The organism is Burkholderia sp. NFPP32, from assembly GCF_900119325.1.
GTDB classification, from domain to species: Bacteria; Pseudomonadota; Gammaproteobacteria; order Burkholderiales; family Burkholderiaceae; genus Burkholderia; species Burkholderia pyrrocinia_C.
Genome location: NZ_FPJP01000006.1, coordinates 253319 through 269757 on the forward strand (window position 1 = coordinate 253319; position 16439 = coordinate 269757).

The following is a 16439-nucleotide window of genomic DNA, read 5'->3' on the forward strand; positions in this document are numbered from 1 at the left end:
AGTTTGACAGAAGCGCGCGCGGCCGGAAGCGTCGTGTGCGGCGTTCCCGGCACGACGATCATGATTTGATACAAATCACGATGTCGTTCATCCGGCCGCAACGACAAAAATAGGTGGGCGCAACTGCGCCGCGCGCGCCTGTTATGCTGCGCACTGCATTCGCGCGTCACCCGTCCGCATCTTCCACGCATCACGTTGCTGCGGTCGGGATCCGCATTGAATTGCGCTGGACGATCCGGCAATCCGCATCGGGATTCGCGGGCCACAGCCCGTTGTTTATCGAAGGTTGCGCCGGACGTTCAATGCATTTCCGGCCGTCGGTCAATAAAACCGTTACATATAAGAACCACAATTTCATGACATCACGCCTTCTTGCCGCGCTCGTTGCCGCGGCCTTGAGCTGCACCGCGCTGCCCGCCGCCCACGCGCGCACCTACATCGCGCCGACGGCGTCGTTCGGGAAAGGCGCTCATGTTCACCGGTTCGTGCTGCGCGACCCCGTCACGCACCAGCCGCTGCCGAATGCGCGGTACCGGCTGTTCCTGCCCGGCCAGGTCATCGCGGGCCTGCCCGTCAAGCCGGACCAGCACGACAGCGTGATCTTCGGCACGACCGACGCTGCCGGGCGCACCGTCAGAATCCGGCTGCCGAAGGTTCATCCGCAGAAGCAGTGGGTGTTCAACGCGATCGTCGGCGAAGGCGACATGGGCGAATCGTTCCGGCTGGTCGAGCCATTCGGCAATGAGCCGCTCGGCAAATTCCCGTATGTACTGGACGTGGAAAACGAATATCTGGCGTGCGGCTACTCGGATGCGAACGGCTACACCTACTACGCGCAATCGCGCACGCCGCGGAACGTCAGTCTGTACGCCGGGACGCTGGCCGGGTCCGCCGACGCCGACTGGTGCGCGGGCCCGGGCGCGGCCATCGCGAACGGCGCGAGCGATCCCGGCGCGCCGGACCTGTACACGCAATACCTCGGCAGCCTGGTAGCCAACGGCAGCCGGATCAGCACCGAATTGCGGCAACAGATCGTCACCAAGCTGCTGTCGCTCGCGATCGCCGGGCACGACGCGGGCCGCGTCGCCGCCGTGCTCGATCTCGGCGAGATCCCCGACGACCGCCTGAACGACATCGGCTATCGGCTCGTCGACGCGGGTGTGGAAGTCGATCGCGGGCTCGCGATGATCGACGCGCATCTCGCGAAGTCACCGGACGATGCGTATGCGCTCGACAGCAAGGGCTGGGCGCTGTATCGCCTCGGCCGCAACGACGAAGCGCTCGCGTGGTTCGACCGGTCGATCGCGATCTTCGCGAAGAACGGCAACGACGACAGCGACACGCGCGAAGCCTATGCGACCGGCCTGACGCACAGGGGCGAAGTGCTGTGGAAGCTGGGACGCCAGGATGAGGCGCGCGCTGCGTTCGCGCAGGCGCGGAAGATTCAGCCGAAGAACGCGGAGCTGGAGGAAACGGCGAAGCGGCTGGAGATACAGATCGGGCAGGACGGCGCGATGGCGCCGGGAACGGCAGGCGCGCACGCGGAGTAACGGCGCCGGGCAGCGGCGCGAAGCGACGGAGCCGGGGCTGGTGCGGCCGCGGCTACCGCCGGCTTTTCGAAAGACGGCCGCCGGACCTGTCGGGCCCGGTCGAGCGGGAGGCGCGGGCAGAGCATGCCCCGCGTCACTCCTCGCCTTTCACGCCCGGATTGAGCATCACGACGAAGCCGGCCACGCCGACGATCAACGCGATCGCGCCGCCGCGCAGCGCCATCGCTTCATCGAACAGCAGCCCCGTCACGACGGCCATCATCCCGGCGAGCGACACGAACACGGCGATCGCCGCGACGACGATCCGGTACTGGCGGCGTATCATCTCGCACCCGCCTCATTAGGCCGCGGCGGCGGCCGATACGTCGGCGTCGTCGCCGCGAATCAGCAGCACCGGGCATTTCGAGCCGCGCACGAAGCGCTCGGCGACGCTGCCGAGCAGCACGCGCCGGATGCCGCGCCGCCCGTGCGTGCCGACCACCGCGAGATCGATCCCGCGTTCCTTCACGTAGCGCTGCAGGCGTTCCGCAACGTCCTCGCCGATGCTCTCGGTCTCGACGAGTTCGGCCTCGCCCTTCGCGCCGGCGGCCGCGACGATCTGTTCGGCTTCGCGCAGCACCTTGAACCCGTCGGCGCGGATTTCCTCGATGAGCGCATGCGGGTCGAAACGGCCCGCGTAAGTGAACAGCACCGACTTGTCGACCACATACACGACGCTGACGTGCGCGTCGCCCGCCAGTGCCATCCTCACTGCCTCGGCAAGCGCCTGTTTCGACGTAGCGCTGCCGTCGACGGCCACCATGATCTTCTCGTACATGCAAACCTCGCTGGGGTGAACTGCCGCGCACCGTATCGCGCGCGGCCATGTCGCCATCATCGGCGGCTGGCGGGTTCGGTTGTTGATGACGATCAAGCCGGACCGGTATTCGACCCGCGAACCGGCGACGCAGGCGCCCGCCACGCGCGCGGCGTTCGGCCGCCGCGCAGGACGGAAAACCCGCGTTTCGCGTCGTTCGATTCACTCGGGAAGGCGCTTTCCCTGTTGCGTCGCACAACGTGCCGGGCTTGCTGGCGCCGGGGCGAGCCGATCGTCCAGCGGAGATCCCGAGGGTGGCGTGCGGCGGCCGCGGGCCGCCAATGCGCGACCGGATCGAGCGGCCATCGCGCCGAAAGCGCTATCATCGAATGTACGACTTTCGTCCGGCCCTTTTTTGCCGGCTCACTTTCAACTCGCTCAACCGACATGACAACGACTACCGAACGCGTGGACGGCGCCGCTCAGCATCTCGTCGCCGCCCGCCATGCCGGCTCGCCCGGCCCGCTGCTGCCCGATGCGCTGCGCCCCGAGGACGTCGACACCGCGCTGGCGATCCAGCAGCGCGTCGCCGACCTGCTCGGCGAACCCGTCGCCGGATGGAAGTGCGCGCTGCCGCCGCCCGACCGCGTGATCCTCGCGCCGATCTTCGCGTCGACGATCCGCGAAGCCGATGCGCCGTACCGCGTCGTCGGCGGGCCGATCGTGCGGATCGAACCGGAAATCGCGTTCGTGCTCGATCGCGACCTGCCCGCGCGCGGCGAGCCATACGACGAGAACGACGTGCGCGGCGCGATCGGCGAGGTGCGCATCGTGCTCGAAGTGCTCGGCTGCCGCTACGCGGAGCCGGCGCGCGCGTCGAAGTTCGAGCTGCTGGCCGACGGGCAGTTCAACCAGGGCCTGTGCGTCGGCCCGGTCGTGCGCGACGGGCTGAACGTGCCGCTCGCGACGCTGGCGCTGTCGTTCGACGGTGCGCTGAACCGCACGATCGACGGCCGCCATCCGGACGGCGATCCGCTGAAGCCGCTCGTGTGGCTCGTCAATTTCCTCGCGTCGCGCGGCGATGCGGTGCGCGCCGGCCAGATCGTGACGACCGGTTCGTACGCGGGCGCGATCGATGTGCCGCTCGGCGACGCGCTGACGGTCCGCTTCGGCGAGCTCGGCAGTTTGTCGGTGACGTTGACGGCGTAATGTGTCACGCGCGCTGCCGCCCGACCTTGCGTGACGGCAGCCTCATCGCGCCTGGCCTCAACACCGATCACGCGAACCGCGTCCACCCCGATACCTGACATGTCGCTGACGCCGCTTCCCGCCCTGCTCGACGAAGTCCTGCGCACCGTCGCTCGCCGTTACCGGCTGCCGCCGCTCGACAGCGCGTCGTTGCCGGCCGAAGCCGCGAACCCGGCCGCCACCCTTGCACTCGTGATCGAGGACGCGCGCCGGATGCGAAGCGACGGACACGCTCCCGGCGCGGAATTGCAGCAGTGCTTCATCGATGCGCTCGCACGGATGATCCGCGACGCGATGGACAGGCAATCCGGCGATCCCGCCTTCCAGGCCGCGGTGCTGCGGCACGACGCGCCGAGCGTGCGCGAATACGCGTCGTTGCACGCGCATGCCGAGCAGGATCGGCGCGCGCTGCACTCGGCCGTCAACGCGATCGCGCACCCGGCCAAACTCGAGCGCAGCGCCCAGGCGTGGCAACGCGACGGGCTCGCGCGGCTGCATGCGGCCGCAACGTCCGCGTCGTGGGCCGATCTCCATGCGACGCTGCAGCAACTGCTCGCGTTGCCCGACATGGCGACCGACGCCGCATTCGAGCAGGACATCGTCAAGCTGAAGGATGGTGCTGCACTCCAACGCCTGCTGCGTCTCGATGCGCTGGCGTCGGACGAGCACGTCCGGCGATATCGTGCACTGTGGGTACGCCAGGGTCCGCTCGAAGGCAGCACGATCGCGGTCGCGCAAGGCGCCGCGTCGCAGCGGCGCGGCGCGGCCGTCGAAGCGCTGGCCGCGCAGGCGCTCGACGCGTTGGCCGGCAGGCTCGAAGCCGTGGACGAACGGCGCACCTACCGTGTGGTCACATCGATGCGCGTGCCGTCGTCGATCCCGGGCCGGCACGACCGCGCCAAAACCGAATGGGATGCGATCCTGCTCGAACGCCCGCGCGGCGATGAAGCGGCGCCCGTGTGGAACGTCCGCTTCCTCGTCGAAGCGAAGGCGTCCGCGGATGCGGCGACGACCGATTTGCCGCGGCTGCTGCGCGGCCTGAACCTGCTCGCGCAGGCCGACCCCGACACGACCTATTCGTTCGAGACGCACCAGGGCACGGTGCGCGTGCACGGCGCGTCGCTGCGCGCGTTGACGACCGACGACGCGGCGCTGCAACGGGAAGTGCTCTATTGCTGCGATGCGTCCGCGGACGCGACGCCGCGCTTGCTGGGCGCCGCGAGCCGGATGCAGTTGCTGTCGGCGCAGGCGAGCCTCGAATACGCGAGCGCGCTCGCACGGCAGCCGGACGCCGATCCGCGCGGCCTCGGCGTCATCTGGCACGCGCTGCTGACGCTGCCGCAATGGCATGCCGTGTTGCATCAATACCCGTCGCTGCGGCAGGTCCGCGAACTGATGGTGGCGATCGACGACTTGCGGGCCGCGATCGACGATGTCGCCGACGACGGCGTCGCGAGCAGCGTGTACGCGTGATGCGCGCGACGGCAACGCGCCGCCCGCTCAGTTGGCGAGCACGCCGAACGGCAGCGTCCACCCCGCCAGCCGGCCGCCGTCGGCCCATCGATCGTCGGCCGCAACTGCCGGCTGAATCTTGATTCAGGCGATCCGGATTCAAGGTGGCGTTACGTCTACACCGAGTGGACTTCCATTTCGCCGGGCCGGCAATCGCCGCGTCCGGCCGACAGACTCGCGCCCGTCGCCTGATCACCGCGACCGCACTACCCGCCGGCGCTATCCGTCCCGCCCGTGAGGTACGATACGCGCCGGGGCACGACGCCCCCTGAGAGACCCGGCCATCGCGGCCCCACCCAGCACAAGAAAAATGCGAAGAAACCCGACGCTGCACCGAAACCTGCTCGCCGCGCTGGCGGCCGGCCTGCTCTGGATCCCCGGCGCTCATGCCAGTTCGGACGACAGTTGCAACGTGCCGGCCACGCTCCGGCAGAACGGCTACTCGTGCGGCAACGTGCCGATGCTGAGCCCCGCCAACGACACGCGCATCAACGCGATGCTGATGATGGTCGACAGCGCCAAGGTCGCGCAGGTGTTCCCGGACCCGAAGACGATCCCGGCGAAGGACCGGATCAACCAGATCATCGTGCCGTTCCCGATGGACTTTTCCGGATGGATCTATATCGGCCAGAAGGAGCCCGACCAGACCGGCAGCGGGTCGGATGCGGATGCGCCGTCGAACCGGTACGCCGACGGCGAAGGCAGCATCTGCCGCAGCATGAACGCCGGCGCGGACGCGTTCAACGACGCACTGAGCGGTGCCGCCGGCGTCCCCGCCGACGAAGCCGCGCGCCTGCGCTCAGCGCGCGCCGACATCGCGCAGAAAACCTGTGCCGCGGGCGGCGCGAGCGCCGCATGGACGAAGCCGCCGGTCAAATCGCCGCTTGGCCAGCAGTTCGCCGCGTACCTCGACGGCACGAACGCGTTCTATCGCACCGACTTCCTCGCCGCGACCAAGGCCTTCGCGAACGCATCGCACAGCGCCAACCCGTGGCTGAAGGAAACCGGCCTCTATATGGCCGGGCGCGCGCAGTTGAACGCCGCGCAGGCCAATGTATTCGACAACGACAGCCCCACGCCGTCGCGCGCTCGCGTGACGAAGGTGTCGCTCGACGCCGCGAATACGGTGTTTCGCACCTACCTGAAGGTGTATCCGCAGGGGCGCTATGCGGTGTCCGCGACGGGGCTGTTGCGGCGTGTCGCGTGGCTCGGCGGGAATGTCGCGCAGCAGGCCGACCTCTACGGCCATGCGCTCGCGCGCTGGTCGCCCGCGACGTCGAACGTGCCGCTGATGCAACTGGCGAACGAACTCGACAGCAAGCTGCTGTTCGGGTCGGACCTCGACGCGGCCCAGATCCAGTCGCCGACCGTGCTCGCGACCGTCGACCTGCTGCGCATGCGCACGTCGGACAGCAGCGATTCGAGCCGCAACAAACCGCTGACGCTGGACGACCTGCAGGCGCAGAAGCCGCGCTTCGCGAACGCGCCCGCGCTCTACGACTACCTGCTCGCGACCTGGTATGTCCAGATCGGGCACAAGCCGGATGCCGCGCTCGAACTGCTGCCGCAAACGCCGGCCGTGCCGCTCGACTACTTCGGCCTGAGCCAGCAGGCGCTGCGCGCGTTCGCGCTGGAGGACAGCGGCCAGACCGACAAGGCCCGCCAGCTGTGGCGCGACCTGATCCCGCTCGCGAAATTCCGCTTCCAGCGCGAAGCGCTGGAACTCGCGCTCGCGATCAACCTGGAACAGGCCGGGCTCGTCAACGACGTGTTCGCCGACGATTCGCCCGTGCAGAACGCCGCGCTCCGGGCGATCCTGCTGCAGAGCACGGCCGGTGCCGACCTGCTGCGCGCGCAGGCGCAGAACCAGGCGACCGGCGGCGCGCTGCGCGACACCGCGCTGTACACGCTGCTGTACAAGGAGCTCACGCGCTCGCACTATGCCGACTTCATCGCCGACGCCGCGCTGGTGTCCGGCACGCCCGCCGATCCGTTGAAGCCGTTCATCGCGCCCGGCGCCAGGAACGAAGACGGCTACACGTGCCCGTCCGCACGCGACATCGCCGCGACGCTTCAGCAAAACCCCGGCGATTCGAAAGGGCTGAACTGCCTCGCCGATTTCGTGCGCCTTCATCCGCCCGCGTCCGGCCTCGAAAGCGATCCGGTGCCGCCGTGGATGCGCAACGCGTCGTCGACATCCTCCACGCGCGTACCGCCGACGCTCGGTGCATCGCCGTCGCAGTTCGCGGGCAAGCCGTACGCGCGGATGTCGAGCTACGCGACGGTGATGGCCGACGCGCAGGCGAACCCGAACGACCGCGCTTACGCGTTCTACCGCGCGATCAAGTGCTATGCGCCGTCGGGCAGCAACGACTGCGGCGGCAAGGACGTGCCGAAGAACACGCGCAAGCGCTGGTTCGATACGCTGAAGGCCACCTATCCGGGCAGTCCGTGGGCGCAGAAGCTCCGCTACTACTGGTGAGCGCGGCGTGAAGCGCTTTGCGTGCGTCGCGCTGCTGCTGGCCGGACGCATCGTGCCGGCCGGCACCGTCGATCCCGCACAGTACGACGCGTTCTGGCTGTGGGCCGGCGTGAAACCGCAGGCGGTCGTAAGCGGCGCGCGCGCCGTCTACGTGCTGCAAGGGCAGATCGAAGCGTCGCCGCGCGACGAATCGCAGGTGCGCGTCATCGCGCAGGGCGTCGCACTGCCGCCCGCGCCGAACGCGCGCGTCTGGCTCGTCTACCGTGCGCATACGCTGCGCTGGACGCCGCGCGTCACGCAGATCATGCTGGCGCAGCTCACGCGCTGGCGCGCATCGGGCCGCACGATCGCGGGCATCCAGATCGACTTCGATGCGCGTACGCGCCATCTGCAGGACTACCTCGAATTCCTGCGCACGCTGCGCGAGACCTTGCCCGCCGATTGCCGGTTGAGCATCACGGGGCTGCTCGACTGGAGCAGCCGCATCGATGCCGACCAGGTCAACCAGCTCAGGGGCATCGTCGACGAGGTGGTCGTGCAGACCTACCAGGGGCGCAGCACGATCCCCGACTATGCGGCCTACCTGCCGCGCGTCGCGCGGCTGCAACTGCCGTTCCGGATCGGCGTGATCCAGGGCGGCGAGTGGGACGCGCCGCCGTACCTCGCGACGAATCCGTGGTTCCGCGGCTACGTCGTGTTCCTGCGCAACAGCTAGCGGGCGGAAACGCGGCGACGTTGGTCCCGCCCGCGTGCCGGAGTATCAGATGCGATAAATCCGCTCTGCATTGCCGACAAACAGCGCGTGCCTCTCCGCATCGCTCGCTCCCGCAATGATCTCCGAATACGCTCGCCAGAGCGCCGGATACCCGGCATGCAGCCGGTCGATCGGGAAATTCGACGCGAACATGCATCGCGCGGCGCCGAATGCGTCGATCCCCTCGAGCACATATGGCCGGAAGCTCTCGGTCGTCCACCGGTGATCGAACATCGCAAGCCCGCTCAGCTTGAGCATGACGTTCTCGCGCCGGGCGAGCCCGTGCAGCCCGGTGCGCCACGCGCGGTAGCCGTGCACGCTGTCGCGGTCGACGAACATGCTCGCGTGATTGACGATGAAGACCGTGTCCGGATGCGCGTCGACCAGCGTCAGCGCGGCCCCGACCTGGGACGGATAGAGCTGCAGGTCGAACGACAGCCCGAGCCGTGCGAGCCACCCGAAATGGTCGCGCCAGCCCGGATCGTCGAGATAGTCGCGATCGACGTAGTTGTACCAGGGGTTCGCGTGGCGGTTCAGTACCTGGCGGATGCCGCGCACGTTCGCGCAGGCGGCGGCCGCCTCGAGCCTCGCAGGCGCGTCGGCACGCGACAGGTCGACGCCCGCAACAATGCCCTCGGGCATGCCGCCGCTCGCCGGCGTGTCGGCCAGCGCCTGCAGCCATTCGACCTCGCTCGGCGTGGTCCACGCGTCATGGATCGCTTCGACGTGCACGACTTTCAGGATGTCGATCCCGCCCGCGTCCGCGCGCAGGTCGGCCGGACCGTATGCGCGCGGCAGCGCCGCCACCGGCCCGGAAAACGCCGGTTGCGCGCGGTCGAGCCAGCCGTAGCTCAACGCATCGGCATCCCAGAAATGCACATGTGGATCGACGACCTGCATTGCGCCTCCCCGCGATCACGCCAGATGGAACATCGGTTCCAGATGTTTTTCGAGCGGCCGCCCGTCCCCGTCCGTCGCCATCAGGTCGGCCATGTACGCCCACCACCGGCGCATCACGTCGGCCTGCGCGAGTTCGGCCATCCGGTGCCCGGCCGGGCGTTTCAAGACGGCGAACAGGCAATCCGTCTCGTCGTCGAGAAAGATCCAGTAATCGGCCATGCCGGCCGCGCGCAGCGCGTCGGCCAGCTCCGGCCAGATCGCATCGTGGCGCCGCCGGTACTCGTCCTTCTGCCCGGGATGCAGCCGCATCCGGAAAGCGATCGTTTCCATGTCCGCCCCCGTCATTGCAGGTTCACGTAGAGGCCGCCGTCGACGAGAAGTGCCGCGCCGTTGACGTAGCGCGCCAGGTCCGACGCAAGGAACACCACGCAGTCCGCGACGTCGTCGGGTTCGCCGAGGCGGCCGAGCGGAATGCGCTGCTCGAAGTACTCGGCCTTGCCGGGCGCCGCGAGATCCGCTTCGTTGATCTCGGTGCGGATCGTGCCCGGCAGCACGGAATTGCAGCGGATCCGGTGCGGGCCGAGTGCGACCGCGCACGACTGCATCAGCGCGTGCACGCCGGCCTTCGTCGGCGTGTAGTGCGTCTGCATGCCGCCGCCGACGAGCGCGCTGATCGAACTCGTCGCGACGATCGCGCCGCCGTCGCCCTGCGCGGCCATTCGGCGCGCGACCGCCTGGGTCACGTGGAACGCGCCGTGCAGGTTGACCTCCATCGTGCGTCGCAGCAGGTCGGCGGGCAAATCGAGGAACGCGTGGAACGGACAGATCCCCGCATTGCTCGCCAGCACGTCGATCCGGCCGAACGCGTCGACGGCCCGCTCGACCAGTTCGTCCGCGGTGTCCGGCCGCGCGATGTCGCCCGGCACGGCGAGCGCGCGCCGGCCGGTCGCGCCGATCTCGTCGACCAGCGCGTCGAGCGCGTGATCCGACTGCGCCGGCAGCAACGGGTTGGCCCAGTAATTGACGACCACGTCAGCGCCATGCCGCGCGCACGCGAGCGCGATCGCCCGGCCGATGCCGCGCGAGCCGCCGGTGACGATCACGACCTTGTTCTCGAGCAGTTTCATCGCGGCGGCTCAGTGCGTGTAGGGCCGTTCGGTGCGCACGGCCGGATTGAGCCGCACGCCGAAGCCGGGCGTATCCGGCACCTTCATCCGCCCGCCCGTCGGCACCGGTTCGTCGAGCAGCAGCGGATCGAACATCGGCACGACGCGATCCGCCTGCGGCGCCATCATCAGGAATTCCGCGAACGGGCTGTTGTGCCGCGTCGTCACGAAGTGATAGCTGTAGACCGACGAACCGTGCGGCACCACCAGCACGCCGTGCGCGTCGGCGAGCGCCGAAATGCGGACGAGTTCGGTCAGGCCGCCGCACCAGCCGACATCAGGCTGGATGATGTCGCAGCAGCCCATCTCGAGCAGCATCCGGAAGCCCCAGCGGGTCGCCTCGTGCTCGCCCGTCGTCACGAGCAGATCGGGCGGCGCCGCGCGGCGCAACTGCGCGTAGCCCCAGTAGTCGTCGGGCGGCAGGCACTCCTCGATCCACTTGAGCCCGTAAGCGCGCGCCTCGTGCGCGAGCCGGGTGGCGTAGCGCACGTCGAGGCTCATCCAGCAGTCGAGCATCAGCCAGAAATCCGCGCCGACGCGATCGCGCATCGTCGCCAGCGCATCGAGGTTGCGACGCAAGCCCTCGTCGCCCTCCGCCGGGCCATGATGCAGCGGCAGCTTGCCGCCGATGAACCCCATTTCCTTCGCGAGATCCGGCCGCGCCCCCGTCGCATAGAACTGCAGTTCGTCGCGCACCTTGCCGCCGAGCAACTGGTGCACCGGCTCGCCGCGCACCTTGCCGAGCAGGTCCCACAACGCGAGATCGACGCCGGAGATCGCGTTCAGCACCACGCCCTTGCGCCCGTAATAGAGCGTCGCGTAGAACATCTGATCCCACATCTTCTCGATGTCGGTCACGCGCTGCCCTTCGATGAAGCGCGCCAGATGGCGCTCGACGACGAACGCGCCGATCTCGCCGCCCGTCGTCACCGCGAAACCGACCGTGCCGTCGCTCGCCTCGATCTCGATCACGAGCGTGCCGAGCACGTTGATGCCGAACGACTGCCGGCTCTGCCGGTATTCGGGGTAACGCGCCATCGGCGTCGCGATGTGATCGTCGATCCAGTGGTCAGCGCCCTGGTCGTGGTAGTCGGCGCCGCCGCCGCGTACCGTCAGCGCGCGGATGTGTCGTATCGTGGGCATGCTCATCGGGACGTTCCTCGATCGGAAAGAAGAAAAATGCGCGCGTGTCAGCGCGCCCAGCGCAGCACGAGCGCGTCGAGCCGCCGCGCGATCTCGACGAGGCCCGAGCGCGTCTCCGGGTGCAGCGGCATCAGCGGGCGCCGTGGCGCGTCCGACGCGATCACGCCGCCCTCCTTCATCAGCGCCTTGCAGGCGAGCAGCCCGGCCTGCCGGTTTTCATAGTTGATCAGCGGCAGCCACTTCTCGTAGCCGGCCACCGCCTCGTCGCGCCGGCCCGCGCGATAAGCGGCCAGAATCGGCTGCAGCCCGTCCGGGTAGCCGCCGCCGAGGATGCTGCCCGTTGCGCCCGCGTCGAGATCGGCGAGCAGCGTGATCGCCTCCTCGCCGTCCCACGGCCCCTCGATCGCGTCGCCGCCGAGCGCGATCAGCTCGCGCAGCTTCGCCGCCGACTGCGGCACCTCGATCTTGAAATAACGCAGGTTCGGAATCGTGCGCGCGAGCCGCGCGAGGAACGCCGCCGATACCTGCGTGCCGCTCATCGGCGCGTCCTGATACATGATCGGGATGTCGATCGCATCGGAGACCTCCGAGAAGAACGCGCCGATCGCCGCCTCGCCGCAGCGAATCGTCGCGCCGTGATACGGCGGCATGATCATCACCATCGCCGCGCCGGCCGCCTGTGCGGCCCGGCTGCGTGCCGCGCAGATCACCGGATTGAAATGGGTCGTCGTCACGATCACGGGCACCCGCCCTGCGACATGCTCGAGGATCATCCCGGTGAGCCGCTCGCGCTCGTCGTCGGACAGCGAGAACTGCTCCGAGTAGTTCGCGAGGATGCACAGCCCGTCCGCGCCCGCGTCGATGATGAAGTCGACGCAACGCATCTGCCCTTCCAGGTCCAGTTCGCCCGATTCGGTGAAAATGGTCGGCGCGACGGAAAACGCGCCCGTATAGCGGCGAGCTGCCTGCGTGTCATGAATCATCTTGTCGGCCTCACTTCATTTAGGATTGCAAAAATGATGAAACGCGATTCCGCACGTCGTCGCGAGTCGGTCAGACCCGGCCGTACCGGCCGCGCAGCCCGTCCGTCACGCCGCACAGAATCGCGTGCAGCTTGGTTCGCTTGTCGCGCGCATGCAGCAGGATGAACGCGACGTGCTTCAGCGTGATCAGGTTGATCAGCAGCATGGCCGGATAGCGGCGCCAGTAGTCGCGTGCGACCAGGATGCAGTTGCGGGCGGCGTAGTAATGACGCAGCGCGCTCTGATCGAAGATCTCGACGCGCGGCCAGTGCTGCCGGGCCGACGGACTGCCGAGTTCGTGCGGCAGCGACACGTCCGCATTCACGCACACCGGCACGCCGTTCGCCTGCGCGCGCATGCAGTACTCGGCGTCGACATGATCGATGAAGAAATCCTCGCGAAACCGGCCGAGCGCGCGATACGCGTCGAGCGAGATCGCGGTGCCGGACGAGATGATCACCGAGCACGGCAGCAAGCCGCGCGCGCCGTCGCCGATCGGCGTGATCCGTGCAGACCAGCGGCGCACGGTGAAGAGCGGCAGGTTGCGCCGGAAGTTCCGGTTGAAGATGCGCGGCCCGACCAGGAAGCGCGTATCGCCGACCGTCGCGCACCCCGTGAGCATCCGCTCGAAGTAATCGGCGGGCACGGTCGAATCCTGATCGAAGATGAAGAATACGTCGCAGCCGCGGCGAATGAGAAATTCCACACCGGCGTTGAACGCGCCGGCGATCCCGCCGCGATTGTGGTTCGCGACCACGTCGACGCCGTGCGCGGCGAGCCGCGCGTGCAGTTCGCGATCGACGACGGGCGAGTTGTCGACCGCGACGACGGCCGGACAGTGCGCGGGCAGGCCCAGCAGATGGTCGATCTGCGCCGCGGACGGCTTGTACAGCGTGACCAGCGTGCCATGTTTCATGACGGCACCTCGTAACGAAAGCGTGGCGATGCGCCGCACCGGCAGGCGGGCGGCCCGTCCTCCTTTGCCTTGCGTCTCGTCGGCGCGGTCTCGCCGGGCGCGCGTGCGCCGCGGACCGCCCGTTATTTTGCGTACAGCTTCACGACGCTCGCCGCCACGACGCGCGTGATTTCCTCCATCCGCCAGCGGATGTGCGTGTCGGTCAACGCGACGCATCGTTCGGTGTCCCGCGCGGCGAGCGCGTCGAGGATCTCCAGATGCTCGGTGAAGGCCGCGTCGCGCCGCTGGTCGACGTCGACCCATCGCACGTAGTGAATCCGCGCGTTGATTCCCTGCAGTACGCGCCCGATCTCCGCATTGCCCGACAGCGCGGCAAGCTCCAGATGAAACAGTTCGTCCTTCAGGACGAGCTCCGACGACGGCATCCGCGGCGCGCTCTTCATCACCTGGCGCCAGAAGCGGCGCAGTGTCTTGATGTCGTTGTCGGACGCCCGCTCGCACGCGAGCATCACCGCGGTCGACTCGATCGAACGCCTCAGCTCAAAGAGATCGAACACGTCTTTCCCTTCCAGTTGGCGGATGAAGAATCCGCGATTCGGCACGAAGACCAGCAGGTTCTCTGCGACGAGCCGGTTCAGCGCCTCCCGGATCGGCGTGCGGCTGACGTCGAACCGTTCCGCCAGTTCGAGCTCGTTGACCCGCTCGCCCGGCCGGATCGTATACACCACGGCCATCTGCTTCAGCTGCTCGTAAATCTCGTTGACCGTGAGGCCCGCGCGCCTGGGCGCCAGCGCCTCGCGGCCGCCAAGCACGGAATTCGCTGCCATCTTGCCTCCTCCTTCGTCTGTCGGCGACCGTCATTATCGGCCATGGACCGGCCTGCGGACGCCTCTCGTGCTGCTACCGTCATTGCATCAGCAGGCGTCCGAAGCCCGGCACCGGATCGTCGACGCCGGCGAGCCGCAGCGCATGCCACGCGAGCGCGTGATTGCTCGACAACACCGGCTTGCCGGCGCGCGCCTCGATCTCCGCGAGCGCGTCGACGAGCCGAAGGCTCGTGCACGACACGAACACTGCGTCCACCGCCGGATCGGCGGCCAGCGCGAGCACCGCGCGCTCGATGGATGCGCGGTCGATTCGCGCCACCTCGTTGTCGTCGCGGTGCTCGAACGAGCCCGCACGCACGACGTCGACGCCGCGCGCGCGCAGGTAGGCCGCCATCGCTTCGTTGATCGAACGCTCGTACGGCGTGAGGAGCGCGACGCCGCGCGCACCCAGCGCGCCGAGCGCGACCCGCGCCGCGGTGATCGGCGTCGTGCACGCGACGCCCGGCCGCGCCTCGCGGATCCGCTCGAACACGCGCTCCTCGCCGAGCACCATCGACGCGGACGTGCAGCCGAACGCAACCACGTCGAGCCGCTCGCCGGGGCGAATCAGCTCGACGGCCGCCGCGATCCCGCCGTCCATCCGCGCGAGCGTCTCCGCGGTGATGTCGGCGGAGTTCGCGATCCGGCTCTCGTAGAACGCGACGCCGTCGAGCGCGAGCACGCGCCGCCATTCGTATTCGATCGTATGGTCGGTCGCGAGCACGACGAGCCCGATCGCCGCGCGGCGCGCGATGCCCGCATCGAGCGAGAAGCCGAAGCGCGCGTACGAACCGGCGCCGTGCTGCACAGGGGTCGAAAGAAGTTCGCTCACTGGAGTGTCATCCCGGTAATGTCGATGTCGGGCTGCCGGCCGTGGATCAGGTCGGCAACGATCTTCGCGGTACCGCACGACATCGTCCAGCCCATGTGGCCGTGCCCGGTGTTGAGAAACAGGTTGCGATGCCGGGTCGCGCCGATGATCGGCGTGCCTTCCGGCGTCATCGGCCGCAATCCGGCCCAGTACGACGGTTTCGTATAGTCGGCGCCGTTCGGAAACAGCGCCTTCGCGGTCGCCAGCATGTGCGCGAAGTCAGCCGGCGTGTGGGTCGTGTCGTAACCGCCGAATTCGGCCGTCGCGGTCAGGCGCAGCCGCTCGCCGAACCTTGCCCACGCGACGAGCTGGTTTTCCTCGACGCCGCCGAGCGTCGGCGGCTCGTGGCGCGCGTCGATCGGCAGCGTGACCGAATAGCCTTTCACCGGATAGATCGGCAACCGGTAGCCGAGCCGGCGCGCGACGAACGGCGAGTATGCGCCGAGCGCGAGCACGTAGCGGTCGCCGCTCACGCGGCCCTGCGACGTCTGCACGTAGTCCACCGCGTCCGCGTTCGCGCGCATGCCGTCGATCGTCGCGCCGAAGCGGAACTCGACACCGAGCGCGCGGCAGCGCTCGGCGAGCGCGCGGGTAAACAGATGCGCGTCGCCGCTCTCGTCGGACGGGCAGTAAATCGCGCCCGCGATCTCGCCCGCCGCGCCGGCGAGCGCGGGCTCGCGCTCGATCACCGCGCGCGGGTCGAGCGTCTCGAGCGGCAGGCCGTTGTCGGACAGGATCCGCATGTTCGCGACGCCGCGCTCGAACGACGCGGGATCCCGGTACAGGTACAGCAGCCCGCCGCTGATCCGGTCGTACGCGAGCCCCTCGTCGCGGGTCGCGGACTGAAGCTGCTGCTGCGCGTAGCGGCACAGCCGCACCTTGATCGACGTGTTCCGGCGCGACCGCTCCGCCGTGCAGTTCTGCAGGAACTGGCGGCACCACGCCCACATCCGCCAGTCCGGCGACCACTTGAGGCGCAGCGCCTGCCCGTCCGAGAACAGCGACTTGAGCAGGATCTTCGGCGCGCGCGGCGACGCCCACGTATAGGAATGCCCGGGCGCGATCAGCCCCGCGTTCGCGAAGCTCGTCTCGAGCGCGACGCCGTCGCGCCGGTCGACCACCACCACCTCGTCGCCCGCCTTCGCGAGAAAGTATGCGGTCGTCACGCCGACGATGCCGCCTCCGAGCACGACCGTCCTCATCGCTCGCCTCC

At 68.7% G+C, this 16439-nt stretch carries 16 protein-coding genes; 5 read left to right on the top strand and 11 right to left on the bottom strand.

Going from position 1 to position 16439, the window contains the following annotated elements:
* Positions 1–356: 356 nt before the first annotated feature.
* Positions 357–1550 carry a tetratricopeptide repeat protein gene (locus BT264_RS15070; protein ID WP_256260633.1) on the top strand — a complete coding sequence of 398 codons (1194 nt, stop codon included), beginning with the start codon at positions 357–359 and terminating at the stop codon, positions 1548–1550.
* Positions 1551–1683: 133 nt separating this feature from the next.
* On the opposite strand, the gene BT264_RS15075 is transcribed toward BT264_RS15070, so the two are convergent.
* Together BT264_RS15075 and BT264_RS15080 are read right to left on the bottom strand one after the other, a co-directional pair.
* On the bottom strand, positions 1684–1875 hold the full coding sequence (locus BT264_RS15075; protein ID WP_034184541.1) for a DUF2964 family protein: 192 nt from the start codon (positions 1873–1875) through the stop codon (positions 1684–1686).
* Positions 1876–1890: 15 nt separating this feature from the next.
* Positions 1891–2367 carry a universal stress protein gene (locus BT264_RS15080; protein ID WP_072437776.1) on the bottom strand — a complete coding sequence of 159 codons (477 nt, stop codon included), beginning with the start codon at positions 2365–2367 and terminating at the stop codon, positions 1891–1893.
* A 426-nt stretch (positions 2368–2793) separates the two neighbouring features.
* On the opposite strand from BT264_RS15080, the gene BT264_RS15085 reads away from it, so the two are divergent.
* The 4 genes from BT264_RS15085 (at position 2794) to BT264_RS15100 (ending at position 8303) form a co-directional block, all read left to right on the top strand.
* The gene (locus tag BT264_RS15085) at positions 2794–3555 is read left to right on the top strand and encodes a 2-keto-4-pentenoate hydratase (RefSeq protein WP_072437775.1); all 762 of its coding nucleotides are present in this window, start codon (positions 2794–2796) and stop codon (positions 3553–3555) included.
* 99 nt (positions 3556–3654) lie between these two features.
* Complete coding sequence (locus BT264_RS15090) at positions 3655–5067, top strand: 3-deoxy-D-arabino-heptulosonate 7-phosphate synthase (RefSeq protein WP_072437774.1); 1413 nt, start codon at positions 3655–3657, stop codon at positions 5065–5067.
* Between the two features lie 349 nt (positions 5068–5416).
* Positions 5417–7588 (top strand): PA5441 family protein, encoded by a 2172-nt coding sequence (locus tag BT264_RS15095; RefSeq protein ID WP_072437773.1) that lies wholly within the window; start codon positions 5417–5419, stop codon positions 7586–7588.
* A 7-nt stretch (positions 7589–7595) separates the two neighbouring features.
* Positions 7596–8303: a DUF3142 domain-containing protein gene (locus BT264_RS15100; protein ID WP_072437772.1), complete on the top strand. Its 708-nt coding sequence runs from the start codon at positions 7596–7598 to the stop codon at positions 8301–8303.
* A 45-nt stretch (positions 8304–8348) separates the two neighbouring features.
* Here BT264_RS15100 and BT264_RS15105 read toward each other — a convergent pair whose 3' ends face one another.
* The 9 genes from BT264_RS15105 to BT264_RS15145 form a co-directional block, all read right to left on the bottom strand.
* The gene (locus BT264_RS15105) at positions 8349–9242 is read right to left on the bottom strand and encodes an amidohydrolase family protein (RefSeq protein WP_072437771.1); all 894 of its coding nucleotides are present in this window, start codon (positions 9240–9242) and stop codon (positions 8349–8351) included.
* 15 nt (positions 9243–9257) lie between these two features.
* Positions 9258–9572, bottom strand: coding sequence for an L-rhamnose mutarotase (rhaM, locus tag BT264_RS15110; protein WP_072437770.1), 315 nt, complete (start codon positions 9570–9572; stop codon positions 9258–9260).
* 11 nt (positions 9573–9583) lie between these two features.
* The gene (locus tag BT264_RS15115; protein WP_072437769.1) at positions 9584–10369 is read right to left on the bottom strand and encodes an L-rhamnose 1-dehydrogenase Lra1; all 786 of its coding nucleotides are present in this window, start codon (positions 10367–10369) and stop codon (positions 9584–9586) included.
* Positions 10370–10378: 9 nt separating this feature from the next.
* Positions 10379–11557: an L-rhamnonate dehydratase gene (rhmD, locus tag BT264_RS15120; protein ID WP_006756437.1), complete on the bottom strand. Its 1179-nt coding sequence runs from the start codon at positions 11555–11557 to the stop codon at positions 10379–10381.
* 41 nt (positions 11558–11598) lie between these two features.
* Entirely contained in the window at positions 11599–12534 is a 936-nt protein-coding gene (locus BT264_RS15125; protein ID WP_072437768.1) for a dihydrodipicolinate synthase family protein, read from the bottom strand.
* A gap of 70 nt (positions 12535–12604) precedes the next feature.
* Positions 12605–13489: a glycosyltransferase family 2 protein gene (locus BT264_RS15130; protein WP_072437767.1), complete on the bottom strand. Its 885-nt coding sequence runs from the start codon at positions 13487–13489 to the stop codon at positions 12605–12607.
* 122 nt (positions 13490–13611) lie between these two features.
* Positions 13612–14316: a GntR family transcriptional regulator gene (locus tag BT264_RS15135; RefSeq protein WP_072437766.1), complete on the bottom strand. Its 705-nt coding sequence runs from the start codon at positions 14314–14316 to the stop codon at positions 13612–13614.
* A gap of 79 nt (positions 14317–14395) precedes the next feature.
* Positions 14396–15187 carry a maleate cis-trans isomerase family protein gene (locus BT264_RS15140; protein ID WP_081938620.1) on the bottom strand — a complete coding sequence of 264 codons (792 nt, stop codon included), beginning with the start codon at positions 15185–15187 and terminating at the stop codon, positions 14396–14398.
* A complete protein-coding gene (locus BT264_RS15145; RefSeq protein ID WP_072437765.1) occupies positions 15184–16428 on the bottom strand; it encodes a D-amino acid dehydrogenase in 1245 nt (414 codons plus the stop codon). The genes BT264_RS15140 and BT264_RS15145 overlap by 4 nt, the downstream gene beginning before the upstream one ends.
* Between the last annotated feature and the right edge of the window lie 11 nt (positions 16429–16439).

Bases quoted from the DNA above. Each gene is read 5' to 3' on its own strand.
- BT264_RS15135 (WP_072437766.1), bottom strand. From the start codon at position 14,316: ATGGCAGCGAATTCCGTGCTTGGCGGCCGCGAGGCGCTGGCGCCCAGG.
- BT264_RS15085 (WP_072437775.1), top strand. From the start codon at position 2,794: ATGACAACGACTACCGAACGCGTGGACGGCGCCGCTCAGCATCTCGTC.
- rhmD (WP_006756437.1), bottom strand. From the start codon at position 11,557: ATGAGCATGCCCACGATACGACACATCCGCGCGCTGACGGTACGCGGC.
- BT264_RS15105 (WP_072437771.1), bottom strand. From the start codon at position 9,242: ATGCAGGTCGTCGATCCACATGTGCATTTCTGGGATGCCGATGCGTTG.
- BT264_RS15090 (WP_072437774.1), top strand. From the start codon at position 3,655: ATGTCGCTGACGCCGCTTCCCGCCCTGCTCGACGAAGTCCTGCGCACC.
- BT264_RS15145 (WP_072437765.1), bottom strand. From the start codon at position 16,428: ATGAGGACGGTCGTGCTCGGAGGCGGCATCGTCGGCGTGACGACCGCA.
- BT264_RS15075 (WP_034184541.1), bottom strand. From the start codon at position 1,875: ATGATACGCCGCCAGTACCGGATCGTCGTCGCGGCGATCGCCGTGTTC.
- BT264_RS15125 (WP_072437768.1), bottom strand. From the start codon at position 12,534: ATGATTCATGACACGCAGGCAGCTCGCCGCTATACGGGCGCGTTTTCC.
- rhaM (WP_072437770.1), bottom strand. From the start codon at position 9,572: ATGGAAACGATCGCTTTCCGGATGCGGCTGCATCCCGGGCAGAAGGAC.
- BT264_RS15130 (WP_072437767.1), bottom strand. From the start codon at position 13,489: ATGAAACATGGCACGCTGGTCACGCTGTACAAGCCGTCCGCGGCGCAG.
- BT264_RS15080 (WP_072437776.1), bottom strand. From the start codon at position 2,367: ATGTACGAGAAGATCATGGTGGCCGTCGACGGCAGCGCTACGTCGAAA.
- BT264_RS15115 (WP_072437769.1), bottom strand. From the start codon at position 10,369: ATGAAACTGCTCGAGAACAAGGTCGTGATCGTCACCGGCGGCTCGCGC.
- BT264_RS15095 (WP_072437773.1), top strand. From the start codon at position 5,417: ATGCGAAGAAACCCGACGCTGCACCGAAACCTGCTCGCCGCGCTGGCG.
- BT264_RS15070 (WP_256260633.1), top strand. From the start codon at position 357: ATGACATCACGCCTTCTTGCCGCGCTCGTTGCCGCGGCCTTGAGCTGC.